The sequence below is a fragment of the Panacibacter microcysteis genome, assembly GCF_015831355.1.
Lineage (GTDB): Bacteria > Bacteroidota > Bacteroidia > Chitinophagales > Chitinophagaceae > Panacibacter > Panacibacter microcysteis.
Genome location: NZ_JADWYR010000001.1, coordinates 1,253,401 through 1,274,811, shown reverse-complemented (window position 1 = coordinate 1,274,811; position 21,411 = coordinate 1,253,401). Strand labels below are relative to the sequence as shown.

The window sequence follows — 21,411 nt, the reverse complement described above, 5'->3', positions numbered from 1 at the left end:
TTTATTCGAGCGGCAGTTTACCCGTTTCAAAAAAGCTTACAATGCCAATACATAGCAAAGCAATGGTGGCAAATAACAATACGAACTTTGCTTTGCGCATCAGGTTTGGGTTACGGGTTGCCCATGCCACATATGCCATACGCACGCCGGCAAAAAAAGCAATCAATGCCAATGCAAACAGCAATACATAAAAATAAAACACTGCATTTAACGCATCTAATAACTGCATGCCTGCTTAAGCTTTTTTAGCATTAGTGTACCCGTTTTTCAACAACCATTGTAAAACCTTTTCCCGCTGATCGCCCTGTATAATTATTTCGCTGTCCTTTGCACTGCCACCGGTTCCGCAAAAGTTTTTCAATGTTTTGCCTAATTGTTCAAGATCTTCAGCCGTGCCAATAAAACCCGTTATCAAAGTAACTGTTTTACCGCCGCGGTGTTTTGTTTCCAGTCTTATACGTAATTTTTGTTGTGCAGGCACAAGTGTTTCCTGCGCCTCCTTATCTTCCGGTTCAAATCCGAAATTGGGGTCGGTACTATAAACAAAACCGCGTGCATCCGGTTTATTTTTTTTGCTCATACCATCATTTTAAATGATCACTGCTTTTAAACTAAGATCAAGGCTTTTGGCCTGGTGTATTAAACCACCTACACTTACATAATCCACGCCCGTGTCAGCATAAGCTGTAATATTATCCAGGTTTATACCGCCGCTTGCTTCTGTTTCAAAATCTTTATTAATGTATGTAAGCGCTTCTGCTACCTGCACCGGTGTAAAATTATCCAGCATAATGCGGAACACTTTGTTCTTTCCTATACGGCAAACAGTTTGCACATCTGCTATACTCCTTGTTTCCACTTCTACTTTTAAACCTGGCTTTGTTTGCAATACGTAATCATGTGCTTTATTAATTGCCGCTTCAAGGCCGCCGGCATAGTCAATGTGGTTGTCTTTAAGCATGATCATATCAAACAAACCAAAACGGTGGTTAATACCGCCGCCGATCTTTACCGCTTCTTTTTCCAGCAGCCGGAAATTAGGTGTCGTTTTTCTTGTATCGAGGATCTTTGTGCTATAGCCTTTCAGCTTTTGAACGTATGTATGTGTAAGCGTGGCAATGCCGCTCATACGTTGCATACAATTTAATACCAGCCTTTCGCACTTTAGAATGGTGTGTATAGATGCTTCCACTTCAAAAGCCTTTTCGCCATACACCATGTTATCACCATCCTGTTTCAGTTGCCCGAAGATTGCTGCAGGTTCAACCATCTCAAAGATCTTTTTTGCTACAGTTACACCGGCCAGTATGCCATCCTGCTTAATCTTCAAAACCGCTTTACCGCTCTTATCCGCAGGTATACAACTCAGGGTTGAGTGATCGCCATCACCTACATCTTCCTGCAATGCTTCTTTAACAAGATGCGCCAGTTGTTCATCAAAAGATTTCATGAAACAAAAGTAGGTAATCAGTAAAAGAAAACAGCATATGCACTTAGGGTTGAAAATGTAGTGCATAACCGTACACGCAGTGCTGAATAATGTTCCGGGCGTACAAGTGAGTGACACAACAAAAGCTTAATAGTACCACTGCAGCCGGTACACAAATAATTTTATGGTATTGAAAAAAATGGGTAGCTATGCAGCTACAAGCATAACCATGGTTACAACCAAGATATTAAAGAAAAGCAAACGTATTGCGCTGGTTGCGCACGACCATAAAAAGGCAGACCTTGTTGACTGGGTAAAATTCAACGAAGCAAAACTGATTACACACGATTTATATGCCACGGGTACTACCGGAAAACTGATTGAAGAAACGCTTGGTGTGCCTGTAAAAAGATTGCTGAGCGGGCCGCTTGGCGGAGACCAGCAAATAGGCTCTATGATTGCAGAAGGCGATATTGATGTAATGATCTTTTTCTGGGACCCCATGCATGCGCAGCCGCACGACAGTGATGTAAAAGCCCTGCTGCGTGTAGGTGTGGCATGGAACATACCCATGGCATGCGACAGGGCCACGGCTGATTTTATTATGACTTCTCCATACATGGACAGCGAGTACGAAACGATTATACCAGACTATAGCGAATACCTTACAAGACCTATAGAAGATGAGCCTGCATAATATTTCTTTAAGACCATGGCAGCGCGAAGATGCACAGGCACTTGCAGCTATTGCCAATGACAGGAACATCTTTAATAACCTGCGCGATCATTTACCACACCCCTACACGGTAATGAATGCGCTGCAATGGATAGCGTATTGCAAAGAACAAAACCCGGTATTGAATTTTGCAATTGTATACAATGGAAAGGTGGCAGGCAGTATTGGCTGCATGCCTAAAACAGACGTGTACCGCAAAACCATGGAGATTGGCTACTTTGTTGGTGAGCAGTTTAAAGGCAGGGGTGTAGCTACAGAAGCCGTGCGTATTCTGCTGGAATACATTCAGCACCGTTTTGAAGTGGTGCGCCTGTTTGCAGAAGTGTTTGCCCACAATAAAGCATCTATGCGGGTGTTGCAGAAAAATGGTTTTTACCTCGAAGGCATACGAAAAAAATCAGTCATAAAAAACAATGTAATCATGGATGATTATGTATGGGTAAAACTAATGTAGCCGGCAGTTGTACCGCTATGCAGCTTTTGTTGTGTCACTCACTTGTACTGTACAGCCATACTCAACACTGCTATGCGAACTTGCTATTGCAATACTGGCATACACAAAAAAAGGAGCGTTTGATCAAAAACGCTCCTTTTTGTTTTTTTATTGAGATTGACTTTTATAATGTAAGTACAAGTCTTGTAAACAACCTGCGGCCGTTAAAACCCATCTGCACAGAATCCCATGGGCCACCAGATTCATTATCACCATACCACCACTTGGCTTTAGGGTTTACACCAAGATCAGGATGCACATTCAGAATATTATCTGCGCCCACAAACAACGTAAGTTTCCTGCCTATTTTATAAGACACAGAAGCATCTGTTGTTATCTTATGATTGTAGTTGAATACTTCGGGCACATAACCACTGCCATCATCTGCAGGCACCTGTGGGTTTATACCGGAATAATTTGGGTTGTCACCACTGGGAGATTCTCCATCGCCAAAGCCCATCAATGCTATTTTACCAAAAGAAGTAAGCTGTACCCTGAAAGCCAAAGGACCGGTAGCATAATCGAACCCGAGCGATAATTTACTGCCCGGTGCAGAAGCTTTTAAAAATGCCTCTTCACGATCGCTGTAAAATGTTTTGCGGTTAAGTTGTGTACCACTTAAAGCAGATGGCACATTTACCTGATCTATGCTAAGATGCTGAAAGTTACCGGCCAGTAAAACCCTGAATGAGTTGGTCCGCCATTTATGGGTATAATCCAGCACCACATCTACACCATAATTGGTAGTGTTAACTGCATTAGCAAAAAACTGCGCGGTGCTTACATCGTCTGGAAACTGGGAAGTAAATTCTGTGGGTAATGTAGGATCATCTTTGCTGAACAAGCCTGACAATACCACGCGGTCTTTCATCTTAACCAGATAACCATCTACCGTAATGGTAAACTTGGGTGCCGGCTTTACAGTAAAACCAAAACTCCCGTTTATAGATTTTTCCTGTTTCAGGTTTGGTATGCCCGCAGCCCTTGCAATACCGCTTGTATTGGGCGCTATTAAAGACTGCACCAATGCGCCGTTGGAAAATGATGTAAGTGTGTTGCTGAAATGTATTTGCGCAAGAGACGGTGCACGAAAACCTGTGCTGAACGAACCACGGATGTTAAACTTATCAGTTATCTTAACCCGGGTGGCAAGTTTTCCTGTAAGTACAGATCCAAAATCAGAGTAGTTCTCAAAACGCACCGCACCGTCTATCAGCCATTGCTTGGTAACGTTTAATTCAGCATCTGCATATGCACCAATATTGCTGCGGTTTGCCTTTACAGCATCAGTATTGCTAAAGCCGGGAAAACCCTGTGCGCCGCTGGCAGGCGCTTTTTCTTCGTCTACGTTGGGGTAGTAGATGGTGCCCGGGCTGTAGTTGCGGTAAGACCTTTCCTCGCCTGCAAAAATGGTGTAGTTCTCATAGCGAAACTCTGCACCTAAACCAAGGTTGAGGCCCTGTGCAACAGTTTTGAATGACTTACTAAAATCGAGGTTGGTGGTGTTTTGCAGGAAGCTGAAACCACCATCATCAAAATGAGTCTGGGATGCATCACCAATGATAGAGGCATTAAACGTTTTATCTCCGTAATAATGAAATTTGTTGTAGCCGGTATTATTGCTCAGGTCCCAGGTCCATCCACTGCTCATATTCCCTTTTACACCGGCAGCAAAAGACGCATCTGAGATCTGTGTTTGTATATGTGGGTTGTAGTAAATAAAACCATCTTTGGTAGAGCGTATAATTTCCGGCACATTAATCAGTGTGCCGTCTTCATTCACCGGGAAACGTTCTGGCCTGCTGTTCCATGATCTTGTATAGGCAAAAGCATCAGATGATTTGTAGTTGTAACCTGCAAAAGAATAGAAGCTGGTTTTCTTTGCAGCGCTGGTTGGTATTTCCATATTGTACATAATGCCTGCTGTTGTAAGCGAGCCATCGCCAAAAGCTCTTCTGCCATAGTTTACATCAGGCAGCGCAAATTTATCATTAGCAAAATCTTCTGAAACAGGTGCAGCACGGTACGTTTTGCCCTGCGTGCGAAGCGCTCCTGAGTAATTGATAAACCCACCATTTTTGCCAATACCCACACCATGATTTAATGACAATGAAAACGTGTTGCCATCAATGGCGCCGGCACTGTAGTAGTCGTTGTTACTGTTGTATTTCCTGGAATTATTTTTTGTATCCCAATAGCCGCTCCAGCCGGCATCTACCGTAAGCTTGTTTATGTCTCTTTTCAAAACAATGTTTATAACACCCGCAATAGCATCAGATCCATATTGGGCAGATGCGCCATCACGCAGTATTTCGAGCCTGTCCACTTCCGCCTGCGGAAAACCGTTCATATCTACGCCGGAGCCTGCACGGCCCCTTGTTCCAAACAGTCCCACAAAAGCAGTGGAGTGCCTTCTTTTGCCATTAATGAGTACAAGTGTATGGTCTGCACCCAGACCACGCAACGTGCCTATGTCAATATGGTCTGCGCCGTCTGCGCCACTTTGCTTATTGTAGTTGAATGATGGGGCGGCAATGTTTAGTATGGAGGTAAGATCCATCTTAGCAGTAGGGTACGCTGCCTGGTTGATGTTAATAATATCAACCGGCACGGGAGATTCCGTTTTTATACGGCCGCCACTGCGTGTACCTACGGTTACTACCTGGCCAAGGTCTGTAATGGCAGACACGAGTTTTACCATAATGTTCGATTGGTTGCCTACAGTTATTTCCTGCGGCTCATAACCAATGTAGCTAAATACCAGCATATCACTTGCCGATGCTTTTAAACTAAAATCTCCTTGCTTATTGGTTAGTGTTCCTGTATTGTAAGCTTTAATTTTTACGGTTACACCTTCCAGCGGTATACCTGTTGTTGCATCTGTTACCTTACCGGTAACTATTTGTGCAAACGAAGATTGTAAACATAAGGATAACGATAACGCAAGCAGCATTTTAATTACTCTCATAAATATTAGTTTGGTTACGCCTAAATATACTAATAAATATTACTACAGGCTGTTAGTAATTACGCACCGCAATCCTTTGCAGTGTTGAAGTTGAATGATGTAGCGGGCTGTGGTATAATCATGTAGCTTCCGTTGTGTCACTCACTTGTACGGTTGGTTCTTTATTGGGCAAACGCGAAGATCAAAGCGTATAAGAGAGGCAACAATAGCCGGCACTATTGCTGTGTGTGCAACACATTATATTGTAGCTGTACAAGGCCGCTGCCGAAGGTAACCGCATTGGTCAGTTGCAGAGAAGTTCTTTTGATGAGCGCTTCAAATAAAGGCTTGCCACTGCCGAGTAACACCGGATGTACTGACAACATCAATTCATCTACCAGTTGGTGCTGCATGCAAAACTTTGTAAGGTTTGCGCCACCAAAGAGCCATATGTTTTTGCCAGGTTGTTCTTTAAGCGATTGTATAAAAGACAAGGAGTTGCTGTTTACAAGTATTGCATCAGCACCGTCATTTAAATGTTGCAGTGTATTGGAAAAGACATACTGATGATAACCTTTATAATGTGCAGCGTAATTTTCTTTTATTACAAGCTCATAGCTTTTGCGGCCAAAAAGAATGGTATCAATACTGTTCATAAAGTTTGTCATACCATAGTCCTGGTCTGTGAAGCACCAGTCATAAGCACCGCTGGCATCTTCAATAAAAGCGTCTAAACTAATGGCTACATTTAAAATAATCTTTCGCATGGCGGGTGATGTTTTTAACAGGTACGCAAAGATAAAGCGCTTGGAAAACGATGACTTATTGTAGCGTTCAATTTATATAAGTGGTTAAGGGCCACAAAAAAATACGTGTTTAAAATGTTTCGGCGCAGTACGCTGTTTGTAAAAGCAGATCGCTGCAGATGCCATGAAAACGGAACGCACAAGTGAGTGACACAACAGGTGATGCCATAAAAAACCACTGCTGGTAACATGCGTTAAAAACTTTTATTAGAGCAAGACCGGGAAGGCAACCTCAGCATGCGTGTGTTTATTTCTTACAATGCACGTATGATTATTCGAAGACCACCGTTTTATTTTTGTACACAAAAACGCGGTCGTCAAATACCAGTTGCAGGGCTTTTGCCAATACCGCGGTTTCAATGTCTTTGCCTGCTTTCATCATGCCGTTGGCGGTAAAAGAGTGGTTAACTGGAATAATTTGCTGGGCAATTATCGGGCCTTCATCGAGGTCGTTGGTTACAAAATGTGCAGTAGCGCCAATGAGCTTTACACCACGCTCAAACGCTTTCCGGTATGGGTTTGCACCAATAAAGGCAGGCAGGAAAGAATGATGAATGTTTATGATCTGCGTAGGGAAATGCTCTACAAAATCCGGCGAAAGAATACGCATGAATTTGGCCAGCACAATGTAGTCAAAGCTGTAGTTGTTAATGGTGTTGCGTAGCTCTTCTTCAAACGCGTGTTTATCTTTTGCTTCGTGCGAAATACAATGAAACGCAATACCGAAACGGTTACAGATATTTTCCAGTGTATCATGGTTGCCAATTACACATTGGACAGCCGCACCAAGGGTTTGAAAATGATTGCGTAAAAGAATATCGCCCAGGCAATGGTATTCTTTTGTAACCAGTATAACGATCTTTTTTTCGGGCGTAGGGTCTGCTTTTATAAACGCATCTGGCGGTAAAACCTTTTGCAACATAGCTTCCAGTGCTGTAGCGTTGTTGTGAGATTCTATTTCAACACGCATAAAGAAGCGGTTCTCTACTTTATCAACATGCTCCCGCATAGAAATAATGTTGATCTTTTGCTCTGCCAGTACACCAGATATAGCAGCTACCAGGCCTACCTGGTCTTTACACTGAATAACAATGATCATGCTGTTGTGGTTTGTGCCGTTTATTGTCTTAATGTGCCTCGAGCCAGTTTACACCAAAACCAACTTCTGCTTCTACCGGTACATCGTTTGGCAGTGGCAATGCTGCTTTCATATTTTCAAGTATCAGAGGTTTCAGTGTGTCCATCTCTTCTTTCAGCGCATCAAACACAAGTTCATCATGCACCTGTAAAAGCATTTTGCTTTTCAGCTTTTCTTTCTTCATGGCAGCATGAATTTTGATCATCGCCAGCTTAATCATGTCTGCGGCTGTTCCCTGTATGGGCGAGTTAATAGCGTTGCGTTCTGCAAAACCACGCACGGTAAAGTTGGATGAATTGATATCTCTCAGCCAGCGCTTGCGCCCCATCAGTGTTTGTACATAACCATGCTCCCTGGCAAAGTTTATGGTATCATCCATATATTTGGTAATACCATTGAATTCTTTTTTGTAATTATCAATGATCTCTTTTGCTTCTGCTCTGCTTATGCCAAGATTATCGGCCAGGCCAAAGGCCCCCTGGCCATAGATAATACCAAAGTTTACACTCTTTGCTTTGTAGCGCATTTCTTTGGTTACTTCCCCGGTTGCAATGTTGTATACTTTTGCAGCCGTTGCTGTATGAATATCTGTGCCGCTCCTGAAAGCTTCACACATATTCGGGTCTCCGCTAATGGCAGCTACGATACGCAATTCAATTTGAGAATAGTCGGCGCTCATCAATATATGTTGCTCATCTCTTGGTATAAACGCTTTGCGTATTTCCCTGCCGCGGTCTGTACGTATGGGTATATTCTGCAGGTTGGGGTTATTGCTGCTCAGCCTGCCCGTAACAGCCACCGCCTGTGCATATGAGGTATGCACCCGCCCTGTTTTTCTGTTAACCAGCAAAGGCAGTGCATCCACGTAAGTAGATTTAAGTTTGGTAAGTTCGCGGTAAACAAGAATATCTGCTACAATCGGGTTGGTATGCGATAGTTTCAGCAACACATCTTCGCCGGTTGCATACTGCCCTGTTTTTGTTTTCTTCGCTTTGGGGTCGAGTTTCAGTTTTTCAAACAGCACCTCGCCTAACTGTTTAGGAGAAGACAAGTTAAACTTTACACCTGCGCCGGCATACACATTCTCTTCGGCAAGTCTTGCATCATGCTCCAGTTGCCTGGAATAATCTGCGAGAAATGCCTGGTCAATCCTTATACCTTCAAACTCCATATCTGTCAGCACTTTTACCAGCGGGTTTTCTACTTCATAAAATACACGTTCTACCGCTTTTTCCTGGAGGCCGGGGTGTAATGCATGTTTTAGTTGCAAGGTAATGTCAGCATCTTCTGCAGCGTAATCTTTTATCTTTTCAATTGCCACATCGCGCATATTGCCCTGGTTTTTACCTTTTTTTCCTATCAGCTCTTCTATGTGTACAGGTTCGTAGCCGAGGTATTGTGCGCTTAGCAAATCCATGCTGCGCCTGCCTTCGGGCTCAATTACATAGTGTGCCAGCATGGTATCGTAAATGCCGCCTTTTATTTCAATACCGTACCATTTAAGTATAAGCATGTCGTACTTCACATTCTGCCCAATCCAGGTAATATTTTCAGCATCAAACAAAGGCGCGAAAAGCGACAATATTTTTTTTGTGGCCTGCCCGTCTGCAGGGCAAGGCACATAATACGCTTCAAAAGGTTTGTAAGCAAAACTCAGCCCCACGAGTTCTGCATCGTTTGCATCTATACCGGTTGTTTCTGTATCAAAACAAATTTCCTGTTGTGCAGCTAATTCTTTTACCAGTGCAGTGATCTTCTCTTCTGTGTCTGCAAGTATGTAAGTGTGTGGTGTGTTGTGAATGTTTTTGTCAGCCCCAAAGCCCGAAGGTTCTTCTGTGGCAGCCGTGGCTTCTTCTTTCGGTGTCTTTGCTTTCGCCTTGTCATTCTGTGACTGTTCCACCACGTTACCAAACAGGTCAGTTTGTACTCCTTGCGGTGCAGTCTGAAAGACATTGAATTCTTCACCCAGAATTCGCTTGCCCAGTGTTTTAAATTCAAGCTCAGTAAACACTTCAATCAGTGCCGGTTTGTTCCATTCTTTTAAACAGAATTGTTCTTCATGAAATTCAACCGGCGCACTTGTAATAATCCTCGCCAGCTTTTTACTGAGTATGGCACTGTCTTTTCCGTTACGCACTTTTTCACCCAATGCACCTTTTATCTTATCGGCGTTTTCCAATATTGTCTCTACATTGCCATATTCTTTCAGCAGTTTGGCTGCTGTTTTTTCGCCCACTCCTGCAATGCCGGGAATATTGTCTACCGCATCACCCATTAAACCAAGAATGTCCACTACCTGCTCAACTCTTTCAATATCCCATTTTGCGCACACTTCTTTCGGGCCCATTATTTCCACATCACCGCCCTGGTAGCCGGGCTTGTAAATAAAAATGCCGTCTCTTACCAACTGCCCGTAATCTTTATCTGGTGTTACCATATACACATCATAACCTGCATCATGCGCCTGCCACGCCAGTGTGCCAATCACATCATCTGCTTCATAACCTGCCACACCAATTACGGGAATATTAAAACCTTCAATAATTTTTTTGATAAAAGGAATTGCTGCTGTAAGGTCTTCGGGTGTTTCCTGCCTGTTGGCTTTATAGTCAGCAAAATCAGTATGTCTTTCGGTTACACCTTCCACATCAAAACACACGGCCATGTGCGATGGCTTTTCTTTATTGATCAGGTCAAACAATGTATTGGTAAAACCAAATTGTGCATTGGTGTTTATTCCTTTCGAGGTAATGCGCGGGTTACGGATGAGTGCATAATATGCACGGAAGATGAGTGCATATGCATCCAGTAAAAAGAGTTTTTTAGCCATGCAGCTAAGGTAGGGAATTCACACCTTGAACAAAAGCGCAGAATGTTTTTGTTAGCCGGCGGTAGTGCTGCTATCATCGCCTGTTGTGTCACTCACTTGTACGTTCTGTTCTTTATGCAGCAAGGGTGCGGCCTTGCTACAATTCAGTAAATTGTTTTTGTGCGTACAGTAAATGCGCTTCGTTGCAGACCGTGATTTGTTTTTCCAGGTAGTTACAGTTCTTTTGTCCTGATGAAGCTTTGTGCTTCTGTGGCTTCAGCCTGGTGGTTGCACCAGCCTGTTGCATAATAGCAGTTTGGTCATTTGAATAAAAATCATTTCGCGGTTTTCGTTTCATGTCTCACCATTCATAATTCACCATTCACAAGCGCCGTAAAGTGATCGCCAGAGCTGCATACGGTTATGCAGTACAAGTGTGCGACGCAACAGCAGCATCATTGAAAAACAACTGCCGGGTACCAAAAAAAATTATTGATTGTCCTGTGCTGTAACAAGCTTCTCTCTTTGCCACCAGCGGTAGCCAATAAAGCCTGCAATGGCGAGTGGGGTAAACATTAAATAAACAATGCCTGCATTTAAACCTTTGGCAGGTTTTTCACCTAACTGTGAGGCAGTCTTGGTGCAGATAGAACATTGTGCCTGTAACTGCATGCCGGCAAATAATCCAACAAACAGCACAAAAATAAATATTGCAAACCTCTTTTTCATCTTCGTCAAATTACTGTGCAAAGATACAGGCATAACGACTAAATAGATTATCTTAACTCTTAAAAAAAGCAAGTGGCAAACCGCAGAAATTTTATTCAACAGGTGGCTTTTACAGCCGGTGCATTTTCAGCATCCAGCCTGTTTAACCAGGTGCTGGCGAAAGGCTTTAACAGGCTCAACACATCGGTTGCAGGTGTGCCTGCTGGTGAACTGGTACAGGATGAAGATTACTGGTCTTTCATCCGGCAGTCATTTACCGTTAACCCGAATATCATTAACCTGAACAATGGTGGTGTTAGCCCTTCTCCGCGTATTGTACAGGAGGCTGTTGAACGTTACAATAAACTCAGCAATGAAGGACCATCATATTTTATGTGGCGTATACTGGACATGGGGCGGGAACCATTGCGACAAAAGCTGGCAGAGCTTGGCGGGTGCGATGCGGAGGAAATTGCCATTAACAGGAATGCAACGGAAGCGTTGAACACGGTTATTTTTGGCCTGGACCTGAAAGCCGGCGACGAGGTAATTGGCTGTAAGTTCGACTATCCCAATATGATAAATGCCTGGAAACAACGGGCTGCGAGGGAAGGGATCATATACAAACAACTGAATTTTAGCTTTCCCATAGAAAATGACGAGGAAATTGTTACTGCTTACGAACAGGCCATAACCACTAAAACAAAAATCATTCATATAACGCATGTTATAAACTGGGTTGGGCAGATAATGCCTGTAAAAAAAATTGCCCGTATGGCGCATGCACATGGTATTGAGGTAATCTGCGATAGTGCGCACGGCTTTGGATTACTTGATTATAAGATACCCGATCTCGAATGCGATTACTTCGGTACAAGCCTGCATAAATTTTTAAGTGCGCCCATAGGCAGCGGCATGCTTTGGATAAAAAAACAACATATTGAAAAGATATGGCCGCTGGTGTGTAACGACAAGCCACGAAGCAACGATATACGAAAGTTTGAAACGCTGGGTACAAGAAGCTTTCCTATTGAGCAGGGCATTGGCGAAGCGATCAATTTTCACAATGCGATTGGCGCAAGGCGCAAAGAAGAGCGCATCAGGTACCTGAAAAACTACTGGGCAGAAAAAGTAAAAGATATACCAGGGGTTATATTACACACGTCGCTTAAACCAGCCTATTCCTGTGCTATATGCGGTTTAGGTATTAAAGGCATGAATGCAATAGCAGTTGATAAAAGGCTGTTTGAAGAATATAAGATTCATACTGTACCGATTATTTGGGAGCAGCTTGATTGTATACGGGTAACACCACATATTTACACCACTACAAAAGAGCTGGATATACTGGTAACAGCTATAAGCAAGCTTGCAGGGCAGGCAAAATAGGCGTGGGAAGCGCGCTGTGCATTAAAACAATACTTCAGTGAATAAAATGGCAATAAAATTGCCTGTAGATGCTACGGAAACCTGGAAACATATATAATTAAAACTGCATTTGAATAATCGATATATATACTTTTGCAACCTAATTTTTAGACACATGAAAAACTATCGGATTTTGTTATTGGCTTTTATGATCTCTTCTGCAGCACCATCGTGCAGAAGTGGATTGGTAACTATGACAAACGGGTGTTACAATGCAATAGAAGCCGGGCAGCGGGCTAACAAGGCTGGGGAGTACAGCAAAGCCTTGGATCAGTTTAACCAGGTACTTGACCAATGCAAAGCCTATGACGCAAAAGAGAAAGGTTATGCAGGTAAAGCTGCGGCGTTAAATGGAATGCAGCAATATACACAGGCACTCGAAGCTGCAAACCAGGGCCTTGCTATTAATAAAGCCAGCATCGATAATTATTTTGAAAAGGCAAATGCAGAACTGGGTTTAAAGAAATCTGCTGATGCAAAAGCAAGTTTTGCTGCTATTATTGACCTTACACAAAAAAATCAAAATGTAAAGGACCGGGCTACCATTTATGCAAAGATTGCAGAGATAGACCTGAAGCAAAACATGTACACGGATGCAGTGAACAATATAGAGCAAGCCATAAAACTCGATGAAAGCAATGTTGGTTTTTACATGTTGCGGGGAGATATAAAAACTGCACAAAAAGATTTTAAGGGTGCGATTGCTGATTATGATTTTGCTATTGCGAAAGGAAAAGATGACTACGAAGCATGGAAGGCAAAGGCCTTTACTTATATTAAATCTTACCAGGAAAAATATGCCACTGCTGATACCAAAGAGCTTGCACGCAGGTTGTCTCAGCCGGACAAGCAAATCTTATGCGGCGAGATTGCCAAAGCAAAGGCAAAAGGTGTGAAAGATGTAAACATGGATCTACTGGAACTTTCTCTTTGTAAATAATACTTAATACCATTATCATGAAAAAAATAACAATACTGTTTGCTGCTACTGCCATGATGCTGTCATCATGTAAAAGTTTGAATAACTCGCAAAAAGGTACCGGTATAGGTGCCGTGGCCGGCGGCGTGGCCGGTGGCCTGATATTTAAGAATACTGCCGCAGGTGCTATTATTGGTGCAGCAGTTGGCGGTGCGGCCGGTTATGCGATTGGCAGGCATATGGATAAGCAGGCAGAAGCTATTAAAAAAGCGATTCCTGATGCAGAAGTAACACGTGTAGGAGAGGGCATTGAAATGACTTTTAATTCTGCACTGTTGTTTAAAATTAATTCTGCGGAATTAAGTACAGATGCCAGGGCAGATCTTGATAAACTTTCCGGCGTCTTTCTTGAATATCCTGAAACTAATATTCTTGTAGAAGGACATACAGATGATACAGGTTCTGATGAATTCAACATGTCGCTTTCTGAGAAAAGAGCGAAAGCAGTAAGCAGCTATCTTACGGCCAAAGGTATTAATGCAGGCAGGTTTTCTGTAAAATGGTATGGAGAAACACAGCCCAAATATCCTAACGACAGCGATAGTAACCGCGTAAAAAACCGCCGTGTGGAGTTGGCTATTTTTGCCAATGACCAACTGAAAAAAGATGCATCTGACGGGCAGGTTGGACAATAATAATTAATGACAAACATGGTTTGGAAAGCGGGCTTAAGAAGCCCGCTTTTTTTATTAGCTTATCCTGCATACAAGAAGAAACTAATGAAAATATAAAAGACTTCATAACAAAAAGTTTCTTAAGCACAGCTTGTATTATTTCCACAGAACAGCACCGGAGCTGCTCCGCAGCGATATGCAGTTGAAGTGTGCGACGCAACAAAAGCATCATTGAAAAACAAATGCCGGGTACATAAAAAAATCCCGTACTGGCATGAACGGGATTTTTTTTATGAAGTGATGGTCTTTATAAGAATTTTTTGAGAAAATCTACCAGCTCTGTTTTTGTGATAGGTATGCCCATTATTTTATTGTATGGTTTTGCATCTACAAAGAATTGATCACGAATGATCTTTACCAACTGCCCGTTATTGATCTCGGGTATAATTACGTGTTCGAAATTTTTGAGTATTTCGCCAAGGTTTTTCGGGAAAGGCCTGATATAACGGAGGTGTGCGTGGCTTACTTCATACCCTTCTATCTGCAACTGCATAACAGCGCTCTTTATAGCGCCATAAGTACTACCCCAACCAAGTACCAACACTTTCCCTTTTTCTTTACCGCTGTCTAAGTGCTGATCCGGCAGGTACTGCGCAATCCTGTCTACTTTGGCCTGCCTGGTAAACACCATATGCTGGTGATTTTCGGGCTCATAGTTTACGTTACCTGTTACATCCTGTTTTTCCAGTCCGCCGATGCGGTGTTCCAGGCCTGCCACACCTGGTATAGCCCATGGGCGAACAAGTTTTTCGTCTCGTTTATAAGGCAGGAATTTTTCTTCTCCTTCATCGAGCCCTTTTTTGAAGGTAGCTTTAATTTCGGGCAGGTCCGCCGCCTGTGGAAAGCGCCAGGGTTCTGCACCATTTGCAATGTAACCATCGCTCAATATGATAACAGGCGTCATGTGCTGTACAGAAATTCTTACCGCTTCAAATGCAACCTCAAAACAATCGCTGGGCGTGCTGGAAGCAATTACCGGCATGGGGCATTCTCCGTTGCGGCCATAATAGGCTTGTAACAAATCGCTTTGTTCTGTTTTGGTAGGCAAACCGGTAGAAGGCCCACCGCGCTGAACATCAACAATGATCAAAGGAATTTCGAGCATAACAGCCAGACCCATGGCCTCTGCTTTTAGTGCCATGCCAGGCCCGGAAGTGGTAGTTAGACCAATGCTGCCACCGTACGCAGCACCAATGGCCGATGCGATGGCTGCAATTTCATCTTCTGCCTGGAAAGTTCGTACACCAAATGTCTTATACTTACTTAGCTCGTGTAAAATATCTGATGCAGGTGTAATTGGGTAAGAACCTAAAAACAGTGGAAGGTTACTTTTTTGTGATGCGGCCACGAGCCCATAAGCAAGTGCCTGGTTGCCCATGATACTACGATAAGTACCGGATGGCAGTTTCGCTTTTTCTACTACATATCTCGTACTAAATGTTTCTGTAGTATCGCCAAAATTATAGCCCGCCTGCAGTGCCTTTATATTACTCTGAAGAATGGTTTCTTTCTTCTTAAACTTGTCTGTAAGAAAGTTAATGGTAGTATCAAGAGAGCGGTTATACATCCAGTACAAAAAGCCCAGCACAAACATATTTTTTGCGCGGTCTTTTTCTTTAATGCCAAGGTCGCCGAATTCTTTCAGTGCTTCCCTCGTCATTTTGGTTACGTCCATCCTTATTGTTTCGAAGCTGTCAAGGCTGCCGTCTTCCAGGGGGTTTACACCATCAGGGTAATTGGCAAGGCGAAGATTTTTTGCATCGAAACCATCTGTATTGATAATGATCTTACCACCTGGCTTAAGTGCCTTGATATTTACTTTCAGTGCTGCGGCGTTCATTGCCACGAGCACATCGCAAAGATCGCCGGGTGTGTATACCTGCTCACTGGAAAACCGTAACTGAAAACCACTAACACCAGGAACGGTACCAATCGGCGCACGGATCTCCGCCGGAAAATCCGGGAACGTTGCAAGGTCGATGCCAAGCAAAGCTGTGCTATTGGTAAACTGAGCACCCGTTAGCTGCATGCCATCTCCGCTGTCACCTGCAAATTTTATCACTACATCACTAAGTAGTACCTGTTGTTTGTCCATTGAATCAGAATTTTAGAAGAATCGTTAGAGTGGTGTGTTGCAAAGTTAATGGTTGTAAGTAAAAAAAGGTTGCCGGTTGTGAATGGTTACGTTTATCGAAAAGGATTGTTTCAATCACTGCAGAATTAATATAGAATTAAGCATTGCCGGTATTATTCTTCCATATACCTCCATCTATATTTGTGTAAGAATTATTTCAATACTTATGGACGATGGCACCGGCAGGTGTAGCAGGATTTTGATAGCAACCTTCTACTTCTCTTTTATCAGCCTGGTTACAGGCTGCACCAACAAAAAACTATCGCAACCTTTTAACCAGGACAGCAGTTATTCAAGGAAAGATTCTTTGCTAACATCAAAAGAAACGCCCGATAATTCCATTAGCTACGATACCGGTAAGCGTTATATCTACATTACGCTCGATGATGGTCCCCAGCATGGCACCATGAAGTGCTACCATATACTCAGGAGCCTCGGTGTAAAAGCAAGTTTTTTTATGATCGGCATACAGGGCATGGAAAAAAGGGCCCGGCTGAATGTTGATACAATAAGAAATGCTTATCCCCAGTTCCTGCTGTGTAACCATACGTATACACATGCATACCACAATAAGTATAAGCTTTTTTACGGAAAGCCGGATTCTGCTTTAGCAGACCTTGCTGCAGCACAGGACAGCCTGCGGGTACCGCTGAAAATTTTTAGAACGCCCGCCAATAACTCATGGGCTATCGGCGGCAAATACCGCAGCCCGCAACTTACCAGGGCATTTTGCCAGGCTGCAGACTCCGTTGGGTACAAAGCAATCGGGTGGGATGTGGTATGGAACTTTAAAAACGGTGCAACACCCATACAAAGCACGACAGAAATGGTCAGGGAAGTGAATTTGGCTTTTGACCACCATGAAGCATTTACACGTAACCATGTTGTAGTGCTTGCGCACGACAGGATGTTTGAAAAACCTCAGTACGCAGATTCGCTGTATAAATTTATTGCCTTGCTCAGGCAGGATCCGCGCAACGTTTTTGAAACAATCGACCATTACCCCGGCGTTGCATTTAACAAATAGCACATTTAGTTTTGCATAAATTTGTATCTTCAAAAAAATTACACATTATGGCTCTTTTCGAATCGGGCAACCCCACGCTGTCTGAGAAAATTTTCAGAAAATCATCTGCGGAGCTTTCTACAGAAACCATGACAGTACGCGGCTCCATTAATAAATTCGGATTCTTATTACTCATGGTGCTAGGCGGCGCTGCTTTTACCTGGAACAGGTATTACGACCAGGTGTTGATTGAAACAGCTTCGCAATCTGTAATGCCTTTTCTTTTAATTGGTATGTTTGGTGGCCTTGCATGCGTTATTGCTATCATGATCAAGCCAAACTGGTCGCCATATGTGGCACCGGCATACGCGTTGCTCGAAGGCCTCTTCATTGGTGGTCTGTCGGCTATTGTGAACGATGCCTTCCAGGAAAGATATCCCGGCCTGGTAATGCAGGCGGTAGGGTTAACATTTGGTGTGGCCATCGCAATGTTCCTCCTATACAACTTCCGAATTATAAAAGCAACCGAGAAATTTAAGTCTGTTATCATTTCAGCAACCATGGGTATAGCGGTATTTTACCTCATTTCCATGGTGCTCAGGTGGGTGGGCGTTAACATGCCTTTTATGTACGATTCAAGTGCATTGGGCATTGGCATTTCTTTGTTTGTAATTGCCATAGCGGCCCTCAATCTTATCCTGGATTTTGATATGATCGAAAAAGGTGCAGAAACCGGCGCACCAAAATTTATGGAATGGTATGGCGCCTTTGGGTTGCTGGTAACCATGGTGTGGTTATACCTTGAAATACTCAAATTGCTCATGCGCTTTGCAGGAAGAAGAGATTAAACATACTTGCAAGTAAATCTTTTAGAGCCAAACATAACTGTTTGGCTTTTTTGTTGGCTACCGGCTGTAGTACTACAGGCAGCACCTGTTGTGTCACTCACTTGTACGTTTGGTTCTTTATTCAGCAACGAAGCTGAGCAAACAACAGGCTGCGGTTAAAACTTTTATTACAAAGACTTTTCAGCAAGAAGCGGGTTGGCATACACCGCGTTTAGTGCCAGTTTTGGCTGCTGAAAATAAATACATATGAACAATTTTAAAATCATTCCGCTGTCAGCCGCATATGCACAGCAAATACGCAACAGCCGCAAAGACCAATATGGCCACAACGTTATAGAAAAGGTGGCAACAGGTTTAGGCCCATGCAGGGTATCGCTTAAGCCGTTTGAAAGAAATGTAGACAATCGCCTGCTTTTTACCCATAGCCCGTTTGAGGCTGACAATGTTTATAACCAGCCGGGGCCGGTTTTTATTCATGCAAAAGAGGTAGAGGCATACAACGATATCTACCGTTTTCCGGCTGAGATAAAAGCAAACAAAAAGAGTTTCCCGCTTACACTGGTTGGCTACGATGATGCACAGATGATGGTATTAACCAAACTTGTTGGCGATGATGATGTGGAAGTACTGATCAATAACGTATTCGATAGCCGGCCGGATGTTGCCTTTCTTCATGCACGCAATGCGCAGGCATGCTGCTTTATCTGCAAAATTGAAAGAAGACAGTAACCGGGGCCATAGCTGCGCAATGAACAGAACGTACAAGTGAGTGACACAACCGCAGCTTAATAGTACCACAAAAAGCCCGGCAAATAATCTTACTTGTTGTGGATGGCTATAATCTCGTCAATAAATTTACGGTCGTTGGAAAGGCGCGGAACTTTATGCTGGCCACCGAGTTTGCCCTTACAACGCAGCCATTCGTTGAAAGTGCCCTGTTTAAGCGCATGCACAAGGGGCATACGTAAAGCAATGTCTTTATGGCGTTTTGCCTCATAATCGCTGTTGAGCGATTTTAAGGCACAGTCAAGCTCGTATGTAAAGTGGGCAAGATTTTCAGGGTTTTGTTCAAACTCGATCAGCCATTCGTGTGCGCCATTGCTGTTGTCACTAAAATAAACAGGCGCCGCGGTGTAGTCTGAAACAATGCTGTTTGTTTTTTGGGTGGCCACTGCAATAGCTTTGTCTGTATTGTCTACAATGACTTCTTCGCCAAAAGCATTGATATAGTGTTTAAGCCTTCCGCTTACTTTAATGCGGTAGGGAATCAGGGAGGTAAATTGTATGGTATCGCCCAGGAGGTAACGCCACAGGCCACCATTGGTGCTTATTACGGGTGCATAGTTTTTGCCGATGGTGACATCTTTTAAACCGACTGTTTGTGGGTTTTGGCTGCCATATTCTTCCACCGGCATAAACTCGTAAAAAATTCCGTGGTTAAGATATAACAGCATGCCATCTTCATGCGGGTTGTCCTGTGCAGCAAAAAAACCTTCGCTGGCGTTGTACATTTCAAGATAGTTAATGTCTGCACCCATCAGCTTTTGAAATTGTTCGCGGTATGGCGTAAAAGAAACACCTCCGTGAATGTATAGCTCAAAATTTGGCCACACTTCTTTTAATGTGCTTACGCCTTTCATTTGCAGCAGGCGCTTGATAAGTACCAGCGTCCATGTGGGTACGCCGGAGATAGAAGTAACGTTTTCGTTTATGGTAGATTCTGCAAGGCTTTCGATTTTTGACTCCCACTCATCCATTAAGGCAATCGACAGCTCCGGTGTGCGTATCCATGTGCTCCAGAACGGTGTGTTCTGCAATAAAACTGCGCTAAGGTCTCCATAGTGCGAGTCTTCATTAATGGCATTGATCTGGTGGCTGCCGCCAATAACAAGACCTTTGCCCGTAAGCAAATCACTCTCCGGGTGGCTTTGATAGTATAACGTAAGCACATCTTTGGCACCCTGGTAATGCGTGTTTTCCAGGCTTTCTTCTGTAACGGGAATAAACTTACTTTTCTCACTGGTTGTGCCGCTGCTTTTGGCAAACCAGTAAACAGGTGTATCCCATAACAGGTTTTGTTCGCCATTCATCAGCCTTTCTATATAGGGCTTAAGGTCATCGTATTCATGAATGGGTACGCGCTTTTTAAAATCGCATACACGAAAAATTTCATGAAAGCCGTACCTGCGGCCTATTTCTGTGTGCTGTGCATGTGTAATAAGATCCTGTAGTACTTCGCGCTGTGCTGCAATAGGATCAGTGATCCACTGATCGATCTTCCAGTAACGGAGGCGAGCCAATCGTGATATTGCGGGAGATAAGATTTTCATTGCCGACTAAGGCAAAGTAAAGAATATTGGTTAAATAACGAACTATTTGCGACGTGTTTTGAAATTACTGAGCTGTGTGCCTGTTATTTACTCCTTTCCAGGCATGTTTTCAATAACATCTGTAGAAGTAATGCCCTCTTTACCTTTCCTGGCCATGTCAATAATCCAGTCTTTACGTTTCAGCTCAAAGTTGGTGCCCAGGTAAAGACGGCGCACCTGTGCGTCGTCTGCCAGTTGCTCGGCGGTACCATGCTTAAATATTTTTCCGTCTATCAGCAGGTAAGCACGATCGCAGATTGAGAGCGTTTCATTTACATTATGGTCCGTAATAAGAATGCCAATGTTCCTGTATTTTAGTTTGGCCACTACGCTTTGAATGTCTTCTACCGCAATGGGGTCCACACCGGCAAAAGGCTCATCGAGCAAAATAAATTTTGGATCAACTGCCAGCGCCCTGGCTATTTCTGTTCTCCTTCTTTCACCACCGCTCAGGCTATCGCCATTGTTTTTGCGTACATGGTGCAGGTTAAATTCATCCAGCAAAGCCTCCAGCTTACTGTTTCGTTCCTGCCTGCTCAGCTTTGTCATTTCCAGCACGGCCATAATATTGTCTTCTACACTCAGCTTGCGAAAAACGCTGGCTTCCTGCGGCAGGTAGCCAATACCCATTTGCGCTCTTTTGTACATGGGCAGACTGGTTATTTCTTCCTGGTTAAGATACACCGAGCCTTCGTCTGGTTTTATAAGCCCCACCACCATGTAAAACGTTGTGGTTTTGCCTGCACCGTTTGGGCCAAGCAAACCAACGATCTCACCTTGTTTTACTTCTATTGAAACATGGTCTACAACCGTGCGGCTGCGGTAACTTTTAATCAGGTCTTTGGTAGTAATAACAAGGCTCACGTTTGTACTATTTGGGCAAAAATATGGTAACTAAGAGAACAGC

General features: G+C 43.4%; 19 protein-coding genes. 8 read left to right on the top strand and 11 right to left on the bottom strand.

Going from position 1 to position 21,411, the window contains the following annotated elements; translation table 11 throughout:
- Nucleotide 1: 1 nt before the first annotated feature.
- Genes I5907_RS05100 through nadC form a run of 3 tightly spaced genes read right to left on the bottom strand, consistent with a single transcriptional unit; the run spans nucleotide 2 to nucleotide 1,450 of the window.
- Nucleotides 2-229 carry a hypothetical protein gene (locus tag I5907_RS05100; RefSeq protein WP_196989641.1) on the bottom strand — a complete coding sequence of 76 codons (228 nt, stop codon included), beginning with the start codon at nucleotides 227-229 and terminating at the stop codon, nucleotides 2-4.
- A gap of 6 nt (nucleotides 230-235) precedes the next feature.
- Nucleotides 236-580 (bottom strand): translation initiation factor, encoded by a 345-nt coding sequence (locus I5907_RS05095; protein ID WP_196989640.1) that lies wholly within the window; start codon nucleotides 578-580, stop codon nucleotides 236-238.
- 9 nt (nucleotides 581-589) lie between these two features.
- The gene (gene nadC, locus I5907_RS05090) at nucleotides 590-1,450 is read right to left on the bottom strand and encodes a carboxylating nicotinate-nucleotide diphosphorylase (protein WP_196989639.1); all 861 of its coding nucleotides are present in this window, start codon (nucleotides 1,448-1,450) and stop codon (nucleotides 590-592) included.
- A gap of 163 nt (nucleotides 1,451-1,613) precedes the next feature.
- Here nadC and I5907_RS05085 point away from each other — a divergent pair, with 163 nt between their 5' ends.
- A complete protein-coding gene (locus I5907_RS05085; RefSeq protein WP_231401971.1) occupies nucleotides 1,614-2,126 on the top strand; it encodes a methylglyoxal synthase in 513 nt (170 codons plus the stop codon).
- Nucleotides 2,113-2,619 (top strand): GNAT family N-acetyltransferase, encoded by a 507-nt coding sequence (locus I5907_RS05080; protein WP_196989638.1) that lies wholly within the window; start codon nucleotides 2,113-2,115, stop codon nucleotides 2,617-2,619. The genes I5907_RS05085 and I5907_RS05080 overlap by 14 nt, the downstream gene beginning before the upstream one ends.
- Nucleotides 2,620-2,782: 163 nt before the next feature.
- Here I5907_RS05080 and I5907_RS05075 read toward each other — a convergent pair whose 3' ends face one another.
- The 5 genes from I5907_RS05075 to I5907_RS21615 form a co-directional block, all read right to left on the bottom strand.
- Nucleotides 2,783-5,626: a TonB-dependent receptor gene (locus I5907_RS05075; protein WP_196989637.1), complete on the bottom strand. Its 2,844-nt coding sequence runs from the start codon at nucleotides 5,624-5,626 to the stop codon at nucleotides 2,783-2,785.
- A 215-nt stretch (nucleotides 5,627-5,841) separates the two neighbouring features.
- A complete protein-coding gene (locus I5907_RS05070) occupies nucleotides 5,842-6,372 on the bottom strand; it encodes a dihydrofolate reductase family protein (protein ID WP_196989636.1) in 531 nt (176 codons plus the stop codon).
- A 310-nt stretch (nucleotides 6,373-6,682) separates the two neighbouring features.
- On the bottom strand, nucleotides 6,683-7,510 hold the full coding sequence (gene purU / locus I5907_RS05065) for a formyltetrahydrofolate deformylase (RefSeq protein WP_196989635.1): 828 nt from the start codon (nucleotides 7,508-7,510) through the stop codon (nucleotides 6,683-6,685).
- 28 nt (nucleotides 7,511-7,538) lie between these two features.
- Nucleotides 7,539-10,379, bottom strand: a complete 2,841-nt coding sequence (polA, locus tag I5907_RS05060) for a DNA polymerase I (RefSeq protein WP_196989634.1) — start codon at nucleotides 10,377-10,379, stop codon at nucleotides 7,539-7,541.
- A gap of 468 nt (nucleotides 10,380-10,847) precedes the next feature.
- On the bottom strand, nucleotides 10,848-11,186 hold the full coding sequence (locus tag I5907_RS21615; RefSeq protein ID WP_231401970.1) for a hypothetical protein: 339 nt from the start codon (nucleotides 11,184-11,186) through the stop codon (nucleotides 10,848-10,850).
- Here I5907_RS21615 and I5907_RS05050 point away from each other — a divergent pair.
- The 3 genes from I5907_RS05050 to I5907_RS05040 all read left to right on the top strand — a co-directional run bounded on the left by I5907_RS05050 (nucleotide 11,160) and on the right by I5907_RS05040 (nucleotide 14,108).
- Nucleotides 11,160-12,455, top strand: coding sequence for an aminotransferase class V-fold PLP-dependent enzyme (locus I5907_RS05050; RefSeq protein ID WP_196989633.1), 1,296 nt, complete (start codon nucleotides 11,160-11,162; stop codon nucleotides 12,453-12,455). The two genes, I5907_RS21615 and I5907_RS05050, sit on opposite strands and share 27 nt — an antisense overlap.
- Before the next feature lie 154 nt (nucleotides 12,456-12,609).
- A complete protein-coding gene (locus I5907_RS05045; RefSeq protein WP_196989632.1) occupies nucleotides 12,610-13,434 on the top strand; it encodes a tetratricopeptide repeat protein in 825 nt (274 codons plus the stop codon).
- A gap of 17 nt (nucleotides 13,435-13,451) precedes the next feature.
- Nucleotides 13,452-14,108: a YiaD family glycine zipper/OmpA-like lipoprotein gene (locus I5907_RS05040; protein WP_196989631.1), complete on the top strand. Its 657-nt coding sequence runs from the start codon at nucleotides 13,452-13,454 to the stop codon at nucleotides 14,106-14,108.
- Nucleotides 14,109-14,394: 286 nt separating this feature from the next.
- On the opposite strand, the gene I5907_RS05035 is transcribed toward I5907_RS05040, so the two are convergent.
- Entirely contained in the window at nucleotides 14,395-16,242 is a 1,848-nt protein-coding gene (locus tag I5907_RS05035) for a 2-oxoacid:acceptor oxidoreductase subunit alpha (protein ID WP_196989630.1), read from the bottom strand.
- A gap of 82 nt (nucleotides 16,243-16,324) precedes the next feature.
- On the opposite strand from I5907_RS05035, the gene I5907_RS05030 reads away from it, so the two are divergent.
- The 3 genes from I5907_RS05030 (at nucleotide 16,325) to I5907_RS05020 (ending at nucleotide 18,864) form a co-directional block, all read left to right on the top strand.
- Nucleotides 16,325-17,308, top strand: coding sequence for a polysaccharide deacetylase family protein (locus tag I5907_RS05030; RefSeq protein ID WP_196989629.1), 984 nt, complete (start codon nucleotides 16,325-16,327; stop codon nucleotides 17,306-17,308).
- Nucleotides 17,309-17,355: 47 nt separating this feature from the next.
- Nucleotides 17,356-18,135, top strand: a complete 780-nt coding sequence (locus tag I5907_RS05025; RefSeq protein ID WP_196989628.1) for a Bax inhibitor-1/YccA family protein — start codon at nucleotides 17,356-17,358, stop codon at nucleotides 18,133-18,135.
- A gap of 246 nt (nucleotides 18,136-18,381) precedes the next feature.
- Nucleotides 18,382-18,864, top strand: coding sequence for a DUF1203 domain-containing protein (locus tag I5907_RS05020; protein ID WP_196989627.1), 483 nt, complete (start codon nucleotides 18,382-18,384; stop codon nucleotides 18,862-18,864).
- An 89-nt stretch (nucleotides 18,865-18,953) separates the two neighbouring features.
- On the opposite strand, the gene I5907_RS05015 is transcribed toward I5907_RS05020, so the two are convergent.
- Nucleotides 18,954-20,435: a GH3 auxin-responsive promoter family protein gene (locus I5907_RS05015; RefSeq protein WP_231401969.1), complete on the bottom strand. Its 1,482-nt coding sequence runs from the start codon at nucleotides 20,433-20,435 to the stop codon at nucleotides 18,954-18,956.
- Between the two features lie 117 nt (nucleotides 20,436-20,552).
- Nucleotides 20,553-21,368 (bottom strand): LPS export ABC transporter ATP-binding protein, encoded by an 816-nt coding sequence (lptB, locus tag I5907_RS05010; RefSeq protein WP_196989625.1) that lies wholly within the window; start codon nucleotides 21,366-21,368, stop codon nucleotides 20,553-20,555.
- Nucleotides 21,369-21,411 lie beyond the last annotated feature (43 nt).

Coding starts and splice junctions, on each gene's coding strand:
- I5907_RS05075 (WP_196989637.1), bottom strand. CDS start 5,626: ATGAGAGTAATTAAAATGCTGCTTGCGTTATCGTTATCCTTATGTTTA.
- I5907_RS05040 (WP_196989631.1), top strand. CDS start 13,452: ATGAAAAAAATAACAATACTGTTTGCTGCTACTGCCATGATGCTGTCA.
- I5907_RS05095 (WP_196989640.1), bottom strand. CDS start 580: ATGAGCAAAAAAAATAAACCGGATGCACGCGGTTTTGTTTATAGTACC.
- I5907_RS05085 (WP_231401971.1), top strand. CDS start 1,614: ATGGTATTGAAAAAAATGGGTAGCTATGCAGCTACAAGCATAACCATG.
- purU (WP_196989635.1), bottom strand. CDS start 7,510: ATGATCATTGTTATTCAGTGTAAAGACCAGGTAGGCCTGGTAGCTGCT.
- polA (WP_196989634.1), bottom strand. CDS start 10,379: ATGGCTAAAAAACTCTTTTTACTGGATGCATATGCACTCATCTTCCGT.
- I5907_RS05100 (WP_196989641.1), bottom strand. CDS start 229: ATGCAGTTATTAGATGCGTTAAATGCAGTGTTTTATTTTTATGTATTG.
- I5907_RS05080 (WP_196989638.1), top strand. CDS start 2,113: ATGAGCCTGCATAATATTTCTTTAAGACCATGGCAGCGCGAAGATGCA.
- nadC (WP_196989639.1), bottom strand. CDS start 1,450: ATGAAATCTTTTGATGAACAACTGGCGCATCTTGTTAAAGAAGCATTG.
- I5907_RS05045 (WP_196989632.1), top strand. CDS start 12,610: ATGAAAAACTATCGGATTTTGTTATTGGCTTTTATGATCTCTTCTGCA.
- I5907_RS05035 (WP_196989630.1), bottom strand. CDS start 16,242: ATGGACAAACAACAGGTACTACTTAGTGATGTAGTGATAAAATTTGCA.
- I5907_RS05070 (WP_196989636.1), bottom strand. CDS start 6,372: ATGCGAAAGATTATTTTAAATGTAGCCATTAGTTTAGACGCTTTTATT.
- I5907_RS05030 (WP_196989629.1), top strand. CDS start 16,325: ATGGTTACGTTTATCGAAAAGGATTGTTTCAATCACTGCAGAATTAAT.
- I5907_RS05020 (WP_196989627.1), top strand. CDS start 18,382: ATGAACAATTTTAAAATCATTCCGCTGTCAGCCGCATATGCACAGCAA.
- I5907_RS05025 (WP_196989628.1), top strand. CDS start 17,356: ATGGCTCTTTTCGAATCGGGCAACCCCACGCTGTCTGAGAAAATTTTC.